Origin of the sequence: Spirosoma rhododendri, from assembly GCF_012849055.1 — a bacterium.
Classification (GTDB): domain Bacteria; phylum Bacteroidota; class Bacteroidia; order Cytophagales; family Spirosomataceae; genus Spirosoma; species Spirosoma rhododendri.
Window position 1 is genome coordinate 1,104,453 of sequence record NZ_CP051677.1, and the last position, 15,675, is coordinate 1,120,127.

The following is a 15,675-nucleotide window of genomic DNA, read 5'->3' on the forward strand; positions in this document are numbered from 1 at the left end:
CGGATCACTGCCATCGGAAGAACGTTGAACCTTAAACCGCCCGGCGGCCCGGCACAAACCTTAAACCCCTCTACAACACCCACCACAGCACCAGCAGCAGGCCAACGACGGCGACGGTGATGTACGACTGTACACGGCCGTTCTGCACCGAACGCAGCAGTTGCCCCGTTCGGCCGGCCAGCCAGGCGGCACCGTTGACGATGCCGTCGACGCCAAAGCGGTCGGTCAGGCTCATCAGGTGGGCCAGCACAACCGTACTGACGCCCGCCCCGTTGACAACCCCATCGACCGCCCGCTGATCGGTGCGGTTCAGCAAAGCCGCCAGCTTCAGCAGTGGGTTAATAAACACGTATTTGTAAATCGTATCGAGAAAACCGTATTCCACCGACAACAGCACGTAGCCTTTGTCGTGCGCCGGTTCGCGCAGCCGGAAACCCAGCCAGCCACCTGCCAGTACCAGCCCGATTGATACGGGTGCCAGCCAGACCAGTTCCGGCTCGGCCACCGGCGGCAGAATCGTCCAGAACCAGCTAGTATGCGCGCTGAACGGGTTGACCGAAAACCAGATAAACACCGACAGCCCCGCCAGCAACAGCATTGGCCCGCGCATGAGCCAGTCGGCGTCGTGAACACCCGACAGCGGCAGTTCCGTTTGGCGGTAATTACCGAAGAAGACGAGCCGCAGTTGCCGCGCCATGTACAGAGCCGTCAGCCCCGACGACAGCAGTAGCAACACCGGAATCAGTCCGGCGAGCCCACCCTGCTCGGAGGCCCAGCCAAACGCGCCACCAATAATCGCTTCTTTGGACAGAAACCCAGAGAAAAACGGCAATCCCGCCAGTGCTGCCGTGCAGATCGCATAGACAGCAAACGTAACCGGCATCGCTTTCCGCAACCCGCCCATCTGCCGCATATCCTGCGTATGCACAGCGTGGATGACGGCACCGGCACTCAGAAACAAGCCCGCTTTGAAGAAGGCATGGGTCAGCAGATGGAACATCGCCCCGCCGACGTTACCCGTTCCCATCCCGGCTACCATCAGGCCCAGTTGCGAGACGGTCGAGAAGGCCAGTACTTTCTTGATGTCGTTTTGAAAAAGAGCCGAATAACCGCCCCAAATCGTCGTGATCGTACCAACCAGCGTAATGACGACCAGTGCGTCAGGTGAGAGCAGTGGGTGAATGCGGGCCAGCAGGAAGATACCGGCCGCGACCATCGTAGCTGCGTGCAACAGGGCCGATACGGGCGTGGGGCCTTCCATCGCGTCGGGCAGCCAGGTCAGCAGCGGAAACTGCGCCGACTTACCCACGCAACCCATAAACAGGCACAGCCCCGCCAGTGTCGGTAGCGGACCGGCTGCGGTCGCCAGATCGAGGTCGAGCGAACCCGTCCAGATGTACGTCAGGAAGATACCGAGCAGGAAACCCATATCGCCGATGCGGTTCATCAGAAACGCTTTCATGGCCGCCTTGCTGGCCGACGGCCGGTCGGTGTAGAAGCCGATGAGCAGGTACGACGCCAGCCCGACAAGTTCCCAGAAGATGTACAGTACCAGCAGATTACCGGCCAACACGATACCGAGCATGGCCCCGACGAACAGTTGCAGATACGCGAAATAGCGCGGCTGATCGGGTTCGTCGTGCAGATACGACAGCGAATAAATCTGGACCAGCAGCGCCACGAAATGCACCAGCCCAAGCATCATCAGACTCAGGCTGTCCAGCCGGAATGACAAAACAAACGAAGTATTGGGGAACGTCGCCCAGTCGAGCCGGACGGTCAGCGGTTCGGCCAATGCGTTTGCCGCCAGCAGACCCGTCAGCACCAGACCTGTGGTTGTCAGGGCAATAGCCAAGCCGCCAGCCAGCCGCCGACTCGCCATACCAGTCACCAACGCGCCCGCGAAGGGGAGCAGCAGCAGAACCAGCGGTTGAGTAGCGAACGGCATAAGTGGTGATAAATGTGGCCGCAAATATCCCCATTCAAGTGTGGGGAAACAAACCCAGAACCGAACATCATTAAGTCACCACTTTTTGTACTTTTATCCCTCCGCACAAATAGCCTACTAACATATGACAAGTACATCTACAGCCATCAATCTTCCCTGGACCGAATCACCATTTTTCGCGCAGGAATTACAGAACACTACCCTTTCCCCGGAGCAGGCCGAACAGGCCCGCCGGTATTCCGAAGACGGCTTTCTAATCTTCGACCCGCAGATCGACCCGACCATTCTTGAGGCCGCGCTGACCGATGTCGATCCGCTCTACAAGGGTGAGTTACGCCTACAGGACGGGTGGCGGACGGTTCCGGCCGTGCAGCAGATTGCAGCCGCGCCGAGAATCATGGAAACGTTACGGATGCTATACCGTCGGGAGCCAATTCCGTTTCAGACGCTCAACTTTCCCGTCGGCACGCAGCAGCGCACCCACTCCGATTCCATCCACTTCAACTCCATTCCGCAGCGGTTCATGTGTGGCGTATGGGTCGCGCTGGAAGACGTCAGCGATGGCAACGGCCCCCTGCATTATTATCCCGGCAGCCACCGACTACCGTTCTACGATCTAATCGATCTCGGCCTGAAAGGATCGGAAGCACAAACAGTCGAGGAGATATACGGCAGAACGTACAAAGAATACGAAGAGCGACTCGATTCCATCATTCAGGCGCAGGGGCTGAAGAAAGCCATCCTGAACATGAAAAAGGGCATGGCGATTATTTGGTCGGCCAATCTGCTGCACGGGGGTGAAAAAATCCTGACGCCCGGCAGTACCCGCCACAGTCAGGTGACGCACTACTTTTTCGAGAACTGCGTCTACTACACCCCGCTCCGCTCCGACGCAACGATTGATAAACTCTACGTTCGCAAAATCACCAACATTGCCACCGGCCAGCCTGTCGACAATAAGTATTTCGATCAATCGCTGGCCTACGAAGCCGAGGGCTATGCCAAACGGTATACCATACCCCTCAAAATCCGGCAACTCGGCCGCTTCGTACCCGGCTTCCTGATTCGGATGGTGAAAAAGTGAGTTTAACGTCTAAAGTTCAAGGTTTAAAGTTGCCATCATCCGACAACTTTAAACCTTGAACTTTAGACGTTAAACCAGAGACTTACCTCGTCTTCAGCCAGCCCGTCAGGCTCAGGCGCTCGCGGGTGGCGGGGCGGACTTCGTGTTCGAGCCGGTCGCTTTCAAAACACACCAGCCGACCACCGATTGGGGTGACCAGTTCGGTTTGTTCGGAGCCGTCGGGTTGGAGAAGGAATAGTGCCAGTTGCCCGCCGTCGGTATCCTGCCAGTCGGTGTTGAGGTAGCAGATGACCGAGAGTTTCCGGCGCGAGTCGCTGCGGAAGCGGTCGAGGTGACGCTGGTAGCCCGTGCCGGCCGGGTACAGCGCGTAATGAAATTCACCCTCCTGCAAACCGAGGTAACAGGTGCGGTTTACGTAGTCGATAAACTGATTAATGCGGTCGAGGAAGACGACTTCGTCGGATGTAGCGGTAGCTTCATCGATCCAGAGAATTTCATCGCCCCGGATACTTTTCTCAACCACGACAGACTGATTACCGATTGCCGCCTGCCGAAACTGACCGGCTTCGTAGCGTGTACGCAGTTGCGTTGCCAGCGCAGCGGTTTCGTCGGCCGATAAAAAATTATCGACGATACCATAGCCGTTGGCCAGTATACCGTCGATGATGGGTTCAAAATCAGGAGTCATACGTCCGTCGAACGCGACCGTTACTGCTTGAGTTCGTTCAGATCGTCGAGCTGGGCGGTTCGGAAGTGGCGGTATACCTGCAAGACAATCGCCAGTGCCACCGCCGACTCAGCAGCGGCAACCACCATCACAAACAGACTCAGCATCTGCCCCTGCAAGCGGTTGGGGTCGTACTGACTAAACGCGACCAGGTTAATATTGACCGCGTTGAGCATCAGTTCGATACCCATCAGCACGACGATAGCGTGACGCTTGACCAGCACCACCGCCAGCCCAATGCTAAACAGGGCCGCCCCCACGATCAGAAACAAATGGCTATCAACGGGATGCATTGGTGCGTTTAACGTTTGATGTTCAAGGTTTAAGGTTGTGCTCAACAAATAATCTTAAACCTTGAACGGTAGACTTTAAACCCCAAAATTACACATCACAAATCATAACCCCTTCTTTCAGGCTCTTCAGTGGGTCGCGTTTGGGGATGAATTCCTGGGCAACGTAGCCTTTGAAGCCGGTGTCGACAATGGCGCGCATCACGGCGGGGTAGTAGATCTCCTGCGTTTCGTCGATCTCGTTCCGGCCCGGATTGCCGCCCGTATGGTAATGGCCGATGTATTGGCTGTACTTGCGGATCGTGCGGATGATGTCGCCTTCCATAATCTGCATGTGGTAGATGTCGTACAGCAGCTTGAAGTTGTTCGACCCGACGCGCTGACACAGATCGGCCCCCCAGGCGGTGTGGTCGCACATATAATCTTTGTGGTCGACCTTGCTGTTGAGGAGTTCCATAATCATCGTGATACCGTACTTCTCGGCACTGGGCATCAGCCGTTTCAGACCCACGGCGCAGTTTTTCGCCCCCTCTTCGTCGCTCATCCCCCGGCGGTTACCCGAAAAGCAGATAATTGTGCTGTACCCGGCTTCTTTCAGCTTCGGGAAAATGGCTTCGTAGCTGGCTACCAGTTCATCGTGGTATTTCGGATCGTTGAACCCTTCCGTAATCCCCTTCCCGGCACCCTGCGGCAAGGCCGACGTCAGGCCGTGCTTTTTCAGAATCGGCCAGTCCTGCGGATCAACCAGCTCAATCGACTTGATGCCCATGCCTTTAGCCACCACGCACAACTCCTCAAACGGGATTTTGCTGTAGCACCACCGGCAGAACGAATGGTTGATGTTGCCTTTCAGCTTCGGTGCAGTATCCATCGGATTGGCGGTAGCCAGCGAGGTTGTCAGGGCGGGCAGAGCTAATGCGCTGCCGGTAATGGTTTTAAGAGCCGAACGGCGGGAAGGTTTCATATACTGTTGACTGATTGAATGACGGAATGATAGAATGACGAAACGGTTGAAGAAGCTGCATTGACTTCATTCAACCATTCAGTCATTCTATCACTCAAAACTAAAGCTCGCGAATGCGGATGTTGCGGAACCACACCTGATCCCCGTGGTCCTGGAGCGCGATGTGGCCGACCGGGTATTTGCCGAAGCCTTCCCAATCTTTGAACTTGCTATTAGCCACCATCTTGTCCCACTCAGGGCCGCTGGTTGGGTAGTCGGCGGTTTTTTTACCGTTCAGGTACTGTTCCGCGTGGCCATTGCTGATAACGAGCCGGGCTTTGTTCCACTCCCCGGCGGGTTTGGCCGCGTTGGGCGTCACGGGCTTTTGCAGATCGTACAGCGCACCGGCCGTGCGGTTACCGTCCTTACCCATCTTGGCGTCAGGGTGACGCTCGTTGTCGAGCACCTGCATTTCCGGTCCAGTGCGGTAGGTAGCCGGGTATTTCGGGTCTTCGTTGACGTGGTAAATAATGCCGCTGTTGGCCCCTTCCGCGATTTTCCACTCCAGTTCGAGTTCAAAATCACCGTATTCTTTGTCGGTTACGAGGTCACCGGCACCCCGGCCACCGGCGTAGTGAATGGCACCATCCTCGACGGTCCACTTGTCGGATACGGGCTGACCCGCTTTGAGGTAGGTATGCCAGCCTTTCAGGTCTTTACCGTCGAACAGGTTTTCCCACTTGCCCTTGGGTGGCTTTGCGGTCGAAGTTGCCTGTGTGTGTTGGCTAAACGTGAGTGCCAGGGCCAGCAGGCCAGCGGCTGATAAACGGAGGTAGTTCATGGTAGTTTAACGGTTGAGATTATTAGTTTAAGGTTTGATGTTTAACGTTCAAGGTTGCGGAGCTATTTCGCCGAAAAACCTTAAACATTGAACTACAAACCTTAAACTCAATAAGAACTATTCGGCTAGAATCTCCTTTAGAAACGCCCGAAACTTGTCGGCGAACTCAGGGCGTTTGAGCGCAAATTCGACTGTTGTCTTCAGGAAATCGAGTTTATTACCGATGTCGTGGCGCTTGCCTTCAATGCGGTGGGCGTACAGATTTTCGCGCCGGAGCAGCAGCAGCATCGCGTCGGTAAGCTGGATTTCGTTGTTCTTCCCGGCGGGTGTCTGGTCGAGCATATCGAAAATGTCGGGTGTCAGCACGTAGCGACCGGCAATAGCGAGGTTCGACGGAGCTTCGCTCAGAGCCGGTTTTTCGACCAGCGTATCGAGTTGCAGAATCCGGTCGCTGAGCGTCGTACCACCGACGATGCCGTAGCGGTTCACTTTGTCGTGCGGCACTTCCTCCACTGCAATCACCGACCCGCCGTACTGCGCGTACGTATCGATCAGTTGCTGCGTTACGGGGATCACTGAATCCATAATCGTGTCGCCCAGCAGTACCGCAAACGGTTCGTTGCCGACGTGATGCCGGGCGTACCGGATGGCGTCGCCCAGCCCGTTGAGCTCACGCTGCCGAACGTAGTGCAGATTCGCCATGTCCGACAGTCGACGCATCTCATCGAGCAGTAGCTGATCTTCCTTTTCTTCGAGTCGGGTTTCGAGTTCGTGGTTGCGGTCGAAGTGATCTTCGATGGCCCGCTTACCTTTCCCGGTGATAATCAGGATGTCTTCGATACCCGAATCAACGGCTTCCTGCACCACGTATTGAATCGTGGGCCGGTCGATGATCGGCAACATTTCTTTCGGCTGCGCCTTCGTGGCGGGCAGAAACCGGGTTCCAAACCCAGCAGCAGGTATAACGGCTTTCTTGATCATTGTCGAATGATAGAATGATTGAGTGATAGAATGAGTGAGTGATAGAATGAGTGAATGCCTTGCGCCAGCCTATTCAATCATTCAATAATTCTATCATTCAACATTAAACCACGTATGGCTTGATAACGCGGGCGTTGATTTTTTTGAGGCTGACAAACAGGCGGTTGAGCATGGCGTCGTCGCGGTAGATACCGATGATCGTGCCGCCCGAACCGGCAAACGAAGCCGACGCTCCGCACGAACGGGCGGTGTCGATCAGGCTGCGGTTGCGCTCGTTGATGGTATAAATACGGGTGCGCAGATCGAAATTATGGTTGACCAGTTCGTTCAGCAGCGGCAGATTTTGTCCAGCAATCGCGTCGCGGCCCTGCCGGGCCAGATCAGCGATTTCAGCCAGCGTGTTCACCACCAGTTCTTCCCCTTTCAGCCACCGCGTCCGCACGTCGTTGTGTATCCGGCCCGACTGTTTTCCGAGATCGGTGTTGTAGGCGATGTACAGTTTGGGCAGCAGTCGGGCGTCGACGGGTTCGTAATCGCCGTATCCCTGTCGGTCCATGATCGACTGGTCGAAGTTCATGTACACGCAGCCTTCGTAGCACTGAATAACGCGGTCCTGCAAACCAGCCGTGATGCCCAGCTCTTCCGACTCTGTGGCCAACACCAGATTAGGCAGCACCGGCAGCGGTATTTCGACCTGATAAAACTGCATCAGCGCCCGGAACGTCGCGACGATGATCGCGCTGGAACCGGACAGCCCGACCTGCCGGGGAATGGACGTGTTATACCGAATCGAAAAGTTATGATTCGGTAGCCGGATGCGCTCCGCTTCGCAGTATTCCGCAAATTTTTTGATCGCAGCTTTTACCAGCGGTACCCCGCCGTGGTAGCCCAGCGTGCTGACGGCATCGCGCAGGTGGTGCAGACTACGAAACACGTTACCGTCCTGCGGCTGTGATTCGATGTGCAGTTCAGGCGAGGGATAGAGCGTAACCGATGCGCCGAAGTTGCGCACCGACACGGCAATAGTTTTACCGAAAAATCCGTCGGAAGGGTTGCCCAGCAGCCCGGCACGGGCGTAGGCACGAGTTTCAATCAGCACTGGCGAAGCGTAAAAAACGAGTGTGGGAGCGTAAAGAATGGGTCAAGTTTACAAACAAAGACGATTACGACTCGCGACTTACTCAAAAAAATAAGCGACCGGAACACGTGGCTCCGGTCGCTTTCTGCGTCAGTTGGACGATACTATTATTTCACTTCTTCTTTGTCTTTGCCGTCATACCCTTTGTTGTGCGGGTCGTAGCCTTCGTTCGGATTGTCGCCCTGCTCTAGGTATGTGGCGTCCGCCCGGTGCAGCAGCGCGTCGTCAGACGGGTTTTCGGCAACTGAATTCAGCTTTGCAGCCGCTTCGTCGCTCATCATGTGCCCTTCCGAGCGTGGTTTAACGTCTTCCGGCACGTCCCACTCCTGAACAGAAGCCGAATCTTCACCGGTCGAGCTTACCGAGTTGCCGACACCATCGTTCTTTGGCATCGATGCACTGGTCACGTCACCACTGTTATGGTCGGGAGTGGCCGCGTTGGGCTGCGATATGTTGGCTTGGTCGGGGTCCGATATGCTTGCACTTACACCCGCCGATTCCTGACCATACGAGGAGTTACCATGCTGGTTTGGGTCGCGCGAATAAAAGTCGGGATCTACTTTATCTGGGTCGAATGGTGATGTAGTTGCCATAGTCGTAAGGATTCGTTTCAGCTAGTAACCGGAAAAACAAGCCGGTTGTTTTTCCAGACCTCAGCCACCATCATAGACTACGAACGGTGGTTTCGTTCCTGCCGCATCTGTTCTATATCAGTCCGTAACAAGTCATTGGTTTCCTGCAACAGCGCCATGCGCTGATTGAGTTGAAACAGCAGAAATTCCATGTTGCGCAGGCGTTCTTCCACGGTGATAGCAGCAGAGGGTGAGTCGAGCACCTTGAACATCAGTCCCTCCCCGCGCATCAGCCAGTCGCCGTTGACCTGTGGATAAGCCACCAGAATTTTTTCCAGCGTGTCGTAGCGGGGCTTCATCCGCCCGTGCAGAATATGGTACACTTTTTCACCCCGGTGTTCGCCCAGTTGCCGGGCAAATTCGAGCACACTTACGTTCAGTGCCTCGATCAATTGTTGGATTCGGGATTCAATCATAACGAGGAGGTGGGGAACGGGGAGATTCCGGCGAACGGAACCGAATCTAAAACGGCCCGTACGCGGCCATAAACGGGGTTTTCCGGCGCGAACGAAAGCAGCCCCTTATACTTCGATATTTTTACACAAAAATGCGTAAAAAAGGACCCATTTAGCAGCCCAAAACGTTTTGTTTTTACGCGAAACTGTGTAATTTTAAAACAGTAAACAGCACCCCTTTAAAAGGCAAAAGGGACCGTAAAACGGACCCCCTGCTTGAACAGTAAACAACAAATACTAATGAACACACAAAACAAAAGCCAACTTTCGACAAATCAAAGCGAGAGCGCATCGAATGCGGATCAATTGCCCGTACTAACTGATACGAATCAGCCCGGTACAGCCCGGCGGTACAAGTATCTCGAAGGTCACCCCCGCCAATATCGATTCGACGCTAAGGAAGGCGTGTTCAATATCAACGGGTCGGAAAAGCTGGGCCGCACGCTGACGTTTCAGCCCATCGCCTGGCGCATCTTCACCGACAATATCCTGAATATGGGTACCAAAAACTGGGCGGAGCTTTTCTTCATCGATGAGAAAGACTGCGTGTCGGCGGTGCTGTTTCATGGCTATTCAGTCGACAACATCTTCCGGCTTATCGAGCCGCTCTACTACGACGATCAGACGCTGGCCGACGTGGTGATCACGGCGGTGGCTGAAAAAAAGGAGAACAACAAGATCCAGCCGAAGGGCGTGTACTACATTGCCAACTTCTCCTACAAGCTGGGCGACCCCGCCAAAACGGCCGAACTCAAACAGTTTGCGCAGGGCGGTGCGGTGAAGATATTCCGTCAGGAAACGCTGACCGACATTGCCAATATCAAAACGGCGATGAACTACTACAACCCGTTTGCGCAGATGGCTGACGAAGAGCAGTTACTTACCGCCGAGACAGTTCAGGTGTAACAGACGTTGAGAAGGTTGCTTCGGCCGGCGTCAGTGCTGGTCGAAGCAACAGACTTGTTTCCGGTTTTTCGCACCTAATCCGCTTTTTATGTTGATTACCCCTGACGATCTGTACCGGGCGTTGCCCCGTTTGTCGAATTCTGATCTGACCCGACTTAAAGAAGAACACCTGGGCTACGGCGCGGGCGATACGAACGGCCGCACTGGTACCGACCGGGCCAAGGTATTTGGCCGAGCGTTTCATCAGCACCTGCTCGAACCCGAAACCATTGGTACGGTGATGCAGCAGTTTATGCCCGATCTGCTTCCTGCCCCAGTGTCGCAGGACGCGCATCAGCCGGAACAGGTTAAGGAGTTGATGAACACCGTACGCAACGACGCGTTCTGTCGCCGGTATCTGCGGCAGGCCGACTGCGAGCGCGTGGTTCTGTCTACTGACCCAGCTACGGGGGTGGCCTGCAAAGCCCGGCTCGACATGGTTTATACCAGTCCCAAACGCCGGAACGCGCTTATCATCGATTTAAAAACAACCTCAGCCCGCACACCAGCGCAGTTTCTGGAGTCGTGCTACACCTACGACTACGACCGGCAGGCAGCTTTCTACCTCGACAGCCTGCGCCACGCCGAGTCAGGCGAGTGGGCCGATACGCGGCAGTTCAAATTTGTATTTGTCGGCGTGATGAAACAGCGACCTCACCGCTTGTTTGCCATTGAACCCACATCGATTCCGGGCTTTGTTGAGTACGGCCGGAAGAAGTATCGGTTCTGGCTGCGCAAGTGGCGGGAGGAGCAGGAAGGCCACCGGCTGGTGCAGGCTCCGGCCTGGCAACTCAGTGCCTGATTGCCTTTGAGCCTTGCTTACCGATTGAGCGGCCACTTTCAGTCTAACAACGTATCACCTATGAATGCTTCTCTGATTACGCTTACGCCCAGTGAGGTACATTTCGACTGGGGCACCGATGGACTGGTACTCTGGATTGAAGAACTGGACGGGGCCAATACGCTGGCCAGTCAGATGAATGACGTAATGGATCGTATTGCGTTTGCGATCGAACTACAGACCGGCTGGGATCATCGCACGGATGCTCATATGCTTCACCCGCTGTATGGCTACCGGCTGTTACTGCGCGATGCAACCGGGCTGTGGCATGCCGTCAGGACCAGCCAGACCGGGCACTTTGAAAGCCTGATTCCCCTCGAAGAAATGGACTACGAAGTTGCCTACGAAAAAGTCATGTGGCTCGATTAAGGCGATCACAGCGACTTACTGATTCAAAAAGCTCGACTTATCTGATAACAAAAGGTAAATCGAGCTTTTGTTGTATATACAACTGATAATCAGTTCATCAATTTTTAAGACGAACGGTTTGCAACATTCCAGAATAAAGTTGCATCTTTATGGTGTAAGCCAGTTTGCACTATGAAAACCAGCCTCTTAAGCTTCGTATTTGTCCTCGTCAGCACTACCCTCATCTGGGCGCAGTCGACAACAATCAACGCCAGTGAAATAGTCGCCCGCATCAATAAAGGCGATGCGATTTCGTACAAAAATGCGACGATCGTTGGCGACTTAGACCTGACAGAGCTAAGCACCAAACGGCAGGTTAAAAACTGCAACTGGGGCAGTACGGAGCAGTTTGAGTCGCTGGTGGCAATGCCCCTGCTGTTCGATAACTGTCAGTTTACCGGTAAGTTTATCGCCTGTAAATACGACCAGCAAATAGGTAAAAACGGGACGACGTTTACGGCCAACTTTCAGGAGCCTGTAACGTTTACCAACTGCACATTCGACGGTGAAGCAGGCTTCAAATACACTAAATTTCAGCAGCGGGCCGTTTTCAGCGGCAGTCAGTTCAACGGTGATGTCGTATTCAAATACACCAAATTTCTAGCGGCTGTCGATTTCAACAACACACAGTTCAAGAAATACGCTGACTTCAAGTACGCCCGAATCAGTGAATCGTCATCGTTTCAGCAGGTGAAGTTTGCGCAGTACGCTGATTTCAAGTACACTCAGTTCGACGAGCCGACCGATTTTCAGGGCACTCGCTTCGTCAACACGGCCGATTTCAAGTACACGCACTTTCCGCGCGGCACCCGCTTCGATAATGCGCATTTCGACGGTGGTACCGAATTCAAGTACACGACACTCGACGGGCAGCAATTTGTACCGGCCAAACGTTAGGCCCGTACGGTGTCTACCCGCGTAGCACCACCCCGACGCAATGAATCAACGGAGGCAGGCTGTTTTGGTCTGCCTTTTTTTTGTGTCGTGTCGGGCAGTGGCTTTGTCTGATCAATACGGCGCCCCGACCGGCGGGGTTGCGGCTGCTGGGCGTATTGGCCAACCGCAGCGGTAGACGCTGTTTCGGCCGTTGAGTTGGGCTGGCTTACCAACGATAGGGCAGTTAGCAGGAGTGTAAGCATGAGAAGCTGGAGGTTAGCATTAACACACAAATAGACAGCCTATCAACTAGCGCAAAGCCCACTTGTTCAGGCACAGGTTACAGGATTCGCGGATTAACTTCCAATTAACGATCCGTAGTATTCCTTGTGCTTGCAAAACGAACAGGCCTGCTTTATTTTTGATAGAACCGTTTTGTCCCTCATGAACAAACGCCGTCTTTTCCTGTATTCGTGGTGCTCGATTGTTAGTCTGCTGGCTTTTACCTGCGCCCGCGATTACCCGGCAACAGCGCCCTACGTCCCCCCTGTTCAGCCGACGAATCCCGGTAGCCTACCCCCACAAGTACAGCCTGCTCCCGCCCAGAAACGCCTTTTTCTGGCCAATGACAAAGTCCGGGTTGGTATCGACCTGAACATGGGCGGGGCGATCAACTACCTGGCCGAAGCGGGTACGAGCGTGAACATGATCAATAATTATGATCTGGGGCGGCAACTTCAGACGGCGCTCTACGCGGGGCCGTTTCCTTACTCCGTCAACGGCAAAGACCCAGTCTATCAATGGCGCAACCTGGGCTGGAACCCCGTGCAGACTGGTGACTACTTCAACAACCCGGCGCAGGTCGTCAGCTATCAGCAGGACCAGAACAGGCTTTACGTAAAAACGGTCCCGCTTATCTGGCCGCTGCTTAACGAACCAGCCGACTGCGTCATGGAACACTGGCTTGAGCTGAAAGACAACACGGTGCACGTACGCAGCCGCACAACCGTTAACCGGCGGGACACGACTCAGTACGAGGCCCGCACGCAGGAAACGCCCTGTGTCTACGTCAATAGCCCCTGGAACCGAATGGTTATGTACACGGGCTTGCAGCCGTTTACCAACGGTAGTGTTTCTGAGTATACCGATCAGAATATTGTTACGCGGTATGCTACGGAAAACTGGGTTGCCTTGCTCAACAAAGAAGGACGGGGCGTTGGCCTTTACCGATCCAACGAGTTCCGCTACCGGACAGCCGGGTTTGGCCAGCCGGGTGTGGGGGGCGAGTTCGACGTTACCAGCACGTATACCAACAGCGATAGCTTTATTCTTATCGACCACAACGGCGTATACGAGTTTGAGTACACGCTGGTGCTGGGTTCGGTAAGCGACATCAGGCAGTTTGCCTACGCGCAGCCTCGCCCGGCGGCTGGCCCCAATTTCCGCTTTACCCAGGACCGGCAGGGCTGGTATTATTTCAACGCCCGCGACCGGGGCTGGCCCATCAACAACGAACTGGCAATCAAATGGCAGCGCGTCGACACGACAAAGTCTGATTTCCGCGTCGCCAGCCCGATGGTCTACTGGCGGGCGACCGACGTGCCAACAATCTATCTACAGGGCGCTTTCAGTACGAAGGCGACATCGATCCGAATGATCTGGCGCAAACCCGACGAGTCAGACTTCTTTGGCATACCGGGTCGCTATATCGACATACCCATTATCGGCGATGGGCAGTACCGGACATACACCGTCAATATGGCGGGTCTGTCGGGCTGGGATGGTATCGTTACGCAGCTGAGCCTGAATGCGCCCCCCGACCAGACTCAGTTTGAGAAAGGATCTATCGCCCGCATCCGCAGTATTACCATGACAAAGCCATAAAAAAAGCTCCTCCGATACCGGAGGAGCTTTTTTTATGTACTCGTAGCTATCGACTAGCGGTTCAGCGACTTGATGAACGGACCAGCGATCGCGAATACTTCCGACATGCCCAGTGGCTCGTCGAATGCTTCCGATACGCGGGCTGCGCTGATACCCAGTGCGTTCACCAGGTTTACACCACCCTGCGTTACGTTTTCTTCGCCCGAATAAATGGCCTGTGGCAGACCACTCGCGTCAGCGTTGGTGATCCAGCCTTTCTGACCACGTATGTAGCGAATCCGCGCTGCGTGACGGGCTTCTACCGAGTGAATTTGCAGAGCAACCGTCAGGATAGCTGGTGCTGACATCAGATTGGTAGCCTGGCCTTTGTAAGCCCGAACACCTGTGTCTTCGAATGCCTGAGCCAGTGCGTAGTTGGTATCTACATTCGTAAATACGTTACCGAAAGCACCACCTGCCGTGAAGTCGAACGTTGGCTTGGGGACGGCTGCGCTACCCAATGCCGATTTCAGCAGGGCTACGTGTGCGTTCTCATGCTTGGCGATCTGCTCGTAGTAAGGTCTTGCAGCCGATGGAATCAGATTCGGTGCAGCAAGGCTCAGGTTGTAGAATTCTGCTTCCAGATACTCCAGCGTCAGTGCGTAGTTCAGCACGTCTGCAACCGAGCTCGTCTGAGCGTATGTTTTGTTAAGAACGCCCGCGAATGCAGCAGCGCCTGCGCCAGCAACCGTCTTTTTCAGTAGGTTCTGAAAAACGCTCCGGCGTGACATGTGTTCGATACGCGCAAGAGCGTCACCGTCCACTTTTTCAATTTCACTAAGAATATTTTGGAGATTCATTGCCGTTGTGGTTTAAAGGTAGTGATTACCGACGTCCGTTTCTGCCGTTGAGGAATTCCTTAACGTATGGTCTAACAATAGCCAGTACTTCCTCTGGATTCCGGATTTCCTCCAGACCCGATGCCGGGAACACAACCTGATCGCCAGCGAACAGTGCGCTCATTGGCTCCAGCAATGTGGCAATGATCGACGCGTGACGCGCTTCTACCGATACAATCTTACCTGCCAGTACCAGATAATCCGGCGTGCGGATGTACTGACCAGCTCCATTGTAAGCCGATACACCGATGTTTTCAAATACGCGGGCCGTTCCAAGTACGCTGGCGCGGCTGTTGAAGTTGATGCTGCTGAAATCAGGCGTCAGGCCAGGAATAGCGGCAGAAGCCAGAGCGGCTTTGAACAGGTCACGGTGTACGATCTCGTGATCGCGGATGTCGGTCAGAATCTGACGTTCAGCATCCGTAATGCCCGAATAAGGCGTCATAACAGCCTGCGTATAGAAAGCTGCCTCCAACTGCTCCAGCGCATACGCATAGTTCAGTACGTTGACGTCTTTGCTACCGATATCGCCCAGGTCGATTGCATCGCCAGGACGGGCCGAACCCGTAGCTGTTGGGTCAACGAGTTCGCTGTGACATGCACTCAGAGCAACACCAGCAGCCGCCGTTGCACCAATATATCGCATGAACACCCGGCGCCCCAGAGCTGCCGACGCTTTACCGGACAGTCCCTCTACGGTGGCCATCGGGTCGGTTTGTTGTTTTTCCATTGAGAAAAAAAGTTTGGTTTGATACTGGCCCGGTTCGGAGCAGACAACATAACTACGCTCCAAGTGCCCAAAAG

Annotated in this window: 18 protein-coding genes; 6 read left to right on the forward strand and 12 right to left on the reverse strand. The window is 54.6% G+C overall.

The genetic code is table 11. The annotated features are described in order from the left end of the window. Positions 1-70 precede the first annotated feature (70 nt). A complete protein-coding gene (locus tag HH216_RS04320) occupies positions 71-1,948 on the reverse strand; it encodes an NADH-quinone oxidoreductase subunit 5 family protein (protein ID WP_169549674.1) in 1,878 nt (625 codons plus the stop codon). 124 nt (positions 1,949-2,072) lie between these two features. Here HH216_RS04320 and HH216_RS04325 point away from each other — a divergent pair, with 124 nt between their 5' ends. Further along, positions 2,073-3,032, forward strand: coding sequence for a phytanoyl-CoA dioxygenase family protein (locus tag HH216_RS04325; RefSeq protein ID WP_169549675.1), 960 nt, complete (start codon positions 2,073-2,075; stop codon positions 3,030-3,032). An 82-nt stretch (positions 3,033-3,114) separates the two neighbouring features. On the opposite strand, the gene HH216_RS04330 is transcribed toward HH216_RS04325, so the two are convergent. The 8 genes from HH216_RS04330 to HH216_RS04365 all read right to left on the reverse strand — a co-directional run bounded on the left by HH216_RS04330 (position 3,115) and on the right by HH216_RS04365 (position 9,000). Then, a complete protein-coding gene (locus HH216_RS04330; protein WP_169549676.1) occupies positions 3,115-3,720 on the reverse strand; it encodes a 2OG-Fe(II) oxygenase in 606 nt (201 codons plus the stop codon). 20 nt (positions 3,721-3,740) lie between these two features. After that, complete coding sequence (nuoK, locus tag HH216_RS04335; protein ID WP_169549677.1) at positions 3,741-4,052, reverse strand: NADH-quinone oxidoreductase subunit NuoK; 312 nt, start codon at positions 4,050-4,052, stop codon at positions 3,741-3,743. Between the two features lie 88 nt (positions 4,053-4,140). After that, positions 4,141-5,013, reverse strand: coding sequence for a hydroxypyruvate isomerase family protein (locus HH216_RS04340; protein WP_169549678.1), 873 nt, complete (start codon positions 5,011-5,013; stop codon positions 4,141-4,143). Positions 5,014-5,113: 100 nt separating this feature from the next. Further along, positions 5,114-5,833: a 3-keto-disaccharide hydrolase gene (locus HH216_RS04345; RefSeq protein WP_169549679.1), complete on the reverse strand. Its 720-nt coding sequence runs from the start codon at positions 5,831-5,833 to the stop codon at positions 5,114-5,116. Positions 5,834-5,950: 117 nt separating this feature from the next. Next, on the reverse strand, positions 5,951-6,814 hold the full coding sequence (gene galU / locus HH216_RS04350; RefSeq protein ID WP_169549680.1) for a UTP--glucose-1-phosphate uridylyltransferase GalU: 864 nt from the start codon (positions 6,812-6,814) through the stop codon (positions 5,951-5,953). A gap of 103 nt (positions 6,815-6,917) precedes the next feature. After that, on the reverse strand, positions 6,918-7,913 hold the full coding sequence (locus HH216_RS04355; RefSeq protein ID WP_169549681.1) for a mevalonate kinase family protein: 996 nt from the start codon (positions 7,911-7,913) through the stop codon (positions 6,918-6,920). 146 nt (positions 7,914-8,059) lie between these two features. Further along, positions 8,060-8,545, reverse strand: a complete 486-nt coding sequence (locus HH216_RS04360; protein ID WP_169549682.1) for a hypothetical protein — start codon at positions 8,543-8,545, stop codon at positions 8,060-8,062. A 77-nt stretch (positions 8,546-8,622) separates the two neighbouring features. Further along, positions 8,623-9,000 (reverse strand): helix-turn-helix domain-containing protein, encoded by a 378-nt coding sequence (locus HH216_RS04365; RefSeq protein ID WP_169549683.1) that lies wholly within the window; start codon positions 8,998-9,000, stop codon positions 8,623-8,625. A gap of 279 nt (positions 9,001-9,279) precedes the next feature. Between HH216_RS04365 and HH216_RS04370 the strand changes: the two genes are divergently transcribed. From HH216_RS04370 to HH216_RS04385, 4 genes are all read left to right on the forward strand, one after another. Next, a complete protein-coding gene (locus HH216_RS04370; protein WP_169549684.1) occupies positions 9,280-9,945 on the forward strand; it encodes a hypothetical protein in 666 nt (221 codons plus the stop codon). 88 nt (positions 9,946-10,033) lie between these two features. Further along, positions 10,034-10,786 carry a PD-(D/E)XK nuclease-like domain-containing protein gene (locus HH216_RS04375; RefSeq protein WP_169549685.1) on the forward strand — a complete coding sequence of 251 codons (753 nt, stop codon included), beginning with the start codon at positions 10,034-10,036 and terminating at the stop codon, positions 10,784-10,786. A gap of 60 nt (positions 10,787-10,846) precedes the next feature. Continuing rightward, entirely contained in the window at positions 10,847-11,194 is a 348-nt protein-coding gene (locus HH216_RS04380; RefSeq protein WP_169549686.1) for a hypothetical protein, read from the forward strand. 171 nt (positions 11,195-11,365) lie between these two features. Continuing rightward, on the forward strand, positions 11,366-12,130 hold the full coding sequence (locus tag HH216_RS04385) for a pentapeptide repeat-containing protein (protein ID WP_169549687.1): 765 nt from the start codon (positions 11,366-11,368) through the stop codon (positions 12,128-12,130). Here HH216_RS04385 and HH216_RS04390 read toward each other — a convergent pair. Further along, positions 12,127-12,372 carry a hypothetical protein gene (locus HH216_RS04390; RefSeq protein ID WP_169549688.1) on the reverse strand — a complete coding sequence of 82 codons (246 nt, stop codon included), beginning with the start codon at positions 12,370-12,372 and terminating at the stop codon, positions 12,127-12,129. The two genes, HH216_RS04385 and HH216_RS04390, sit on opposite strands and share 4 nt — an antisense overlap. Positions 12,373-12,553: 181 nt before the next feature. On the opposite strand from HH216_RS04390, the gene HH216_RS04395 reads away from it, so the two are divergent. After that, complete coding sequence (locus HH216_RS04395; RefSeq protein WP_169549689.1) at positions 12,554-13,993, forward strand: hypothetical protein; 1,440 nt, start codon at positions 12,554-12,556, stop codon at positions 13,991-13,993. A 53-nt stretch (positions 13,994-14,046) separates the two neighbouring features. Here the strand turns inward: HH216_RS04395 and HH216_RS04400 are convergent, their stop codons facing one another. Both HH216_RS04400 and HH216_RS04405 read right to left on the reverse strand, forming a co-directional pair. Then, complete coding sequence (locus HH216_RS04400; RefSeq protein ID WP_332871472.1) at positions 14,047-14,763, reverse strand: ferritin-like domain-containing protein; 717 nt, start codon at positions 14,761-14,763, stop codon at positions 14,047-14,049. Positions 14,764-14,857: 94 nt separating this feature from the next. Further along, on the reverse strand, positions 14,858-15,601 hold the full coding sequence (locus HH216_RS04405) for a ferritin-like domain-containing protein (RefSeq protein ID WP_169549691.1): 744 nt from the start codon (positions 15,599-15,601) through the stop codon (positions 14,858-14,860). Positions 15,602-15,675 lie beyond the last annotated feature (74 nt).

What these genes read in the sequence shown, in the direction of transcription:
- HH216_RS04395 (WP_169549689.1), top strand. Translation starts at nt 12,554, where the DNA reads ATGAACAAACGCCGTCTTTTCCTGTATTCGTGGTGCTCGATTGTTAGT.
- HH216_RS04325 (WP_169549675.1), top strand. Translation starts at nt 2,073, where the DNA reads ATGACAAGTACATCTACAGCCATCAATCTTCCCTGGACCGAATCACCA.
- HH216_RS04320 (WP_169549674.1), bottom strand. Translation starts at nt 1,948, where the DNA reads ATGCCGTTCGCTACTCAACCGCTGGTTCTGCTGCTGCTCCCCTTCGCG.
- HH216_RS04365 (WP_169549683.1), bottom strand. Translation starts at nt 9,000, where the DNA reads ATGATTGAATCCCGAATCCAACAATTGATCGAGGCACTGAACGTAAGT.
- HH216_RS04380 (WP_169549686.1), top strand. Translation starts at nt 10,847, where the DNA reads ATGAATGCTTCTCTGATTACGCTTACGCCCAGTGAGGTACATTTCGAC.
- HH216_RS04330 (WP_169549676.1), bottom strand. Translation starts at nt 3,720, where the DNA reads ATGACTCCTGATTTTGAACCCATCATCGACGGTATACTGGCCAACGGC.
- HH216_RS04385 (WP_169549687.1), top strand. Translation starts at nt 11,366, where the DNA reads ATGAAAACCAGCCTCTTAAGCTTCGTATTTGTCCTCGTCAGCACTACC.
- HH216_RS04375 (WP_169549685.1), top strand. Translation starts at nt 10,034, where the DNA reads ATGTTGATTACCCCTGACGATCTGTACCGGGCGTTGCCCCGTTTGTCG.
- HH216_RS04405 (WP_169549691.1), bottom strand. Translation starts at nt 15,601, where the DNA reads ATGGAAAAACAACAAACCGACCCGATGGCCACCGTAGAGGGACTGTCC.
- HH216_RS04345 (WP_169549679.1), bottom strand. Translation starts at nt 5,833, where the DNA reads ATGAACTACCTCCGTTTATCAGCCGCTGGCCTGCTGGCCCTGGCACTC.
- HH216_RS04390 (WP_169549688.1), bottom strand. Translation starts at nt 12,372, where the DNA reads ATGCTTACACTCCTGCTAACTGCCCTATCGTTGGTAAGCCAGCCCAAC.
- HH216_RS04370 (WP_169549684.1), top strand. Translation starts at nt 9,280, where the DNA reads ATGAACACACAAAACAAAAGCCAACTTTCGACAAATCAAAGCGAGAGC.
- nuoK (WP_169549677.1), bottom strand. Translation starts at nt 4,052, where the DNA reads ATGCATCCCGTTGATAGCCATTTGTTTCTGATCGTGGGGGCGGCCCTG.
- HH216_RS04400 (WP_332871472.1), bottom strand. Translation starts at nt 14,763, where the DNA reads ATGTCACGCCGGAGCGTTTTTCAGAACCTACTGAAAAAGACGGTTGCT.
- galU (WP_169549680.1), bottom strand. Translation starts at nt 6,814, where the DNA reads ATGATCAAGAAAGCCGTTATACCTGCTGCTGGGTTTGGAACCCGGTTT.
- HH216_RS04360 (WP_169549682.1), bottom strand. Translation starts at nt 8,545, where the DNA reads ATGGCAACTACATCACCATTCGACCCAGATAAAGTAGATCCCGACTTT.
- HH216_RS04340 (WP_169549678.1), bottom strand. Translation starts at nt 5,013, where the DNA reads ATGAAACCTTCCCGCCGTTCGGCTCTTAAAACCATTACCGGCAGCGCA.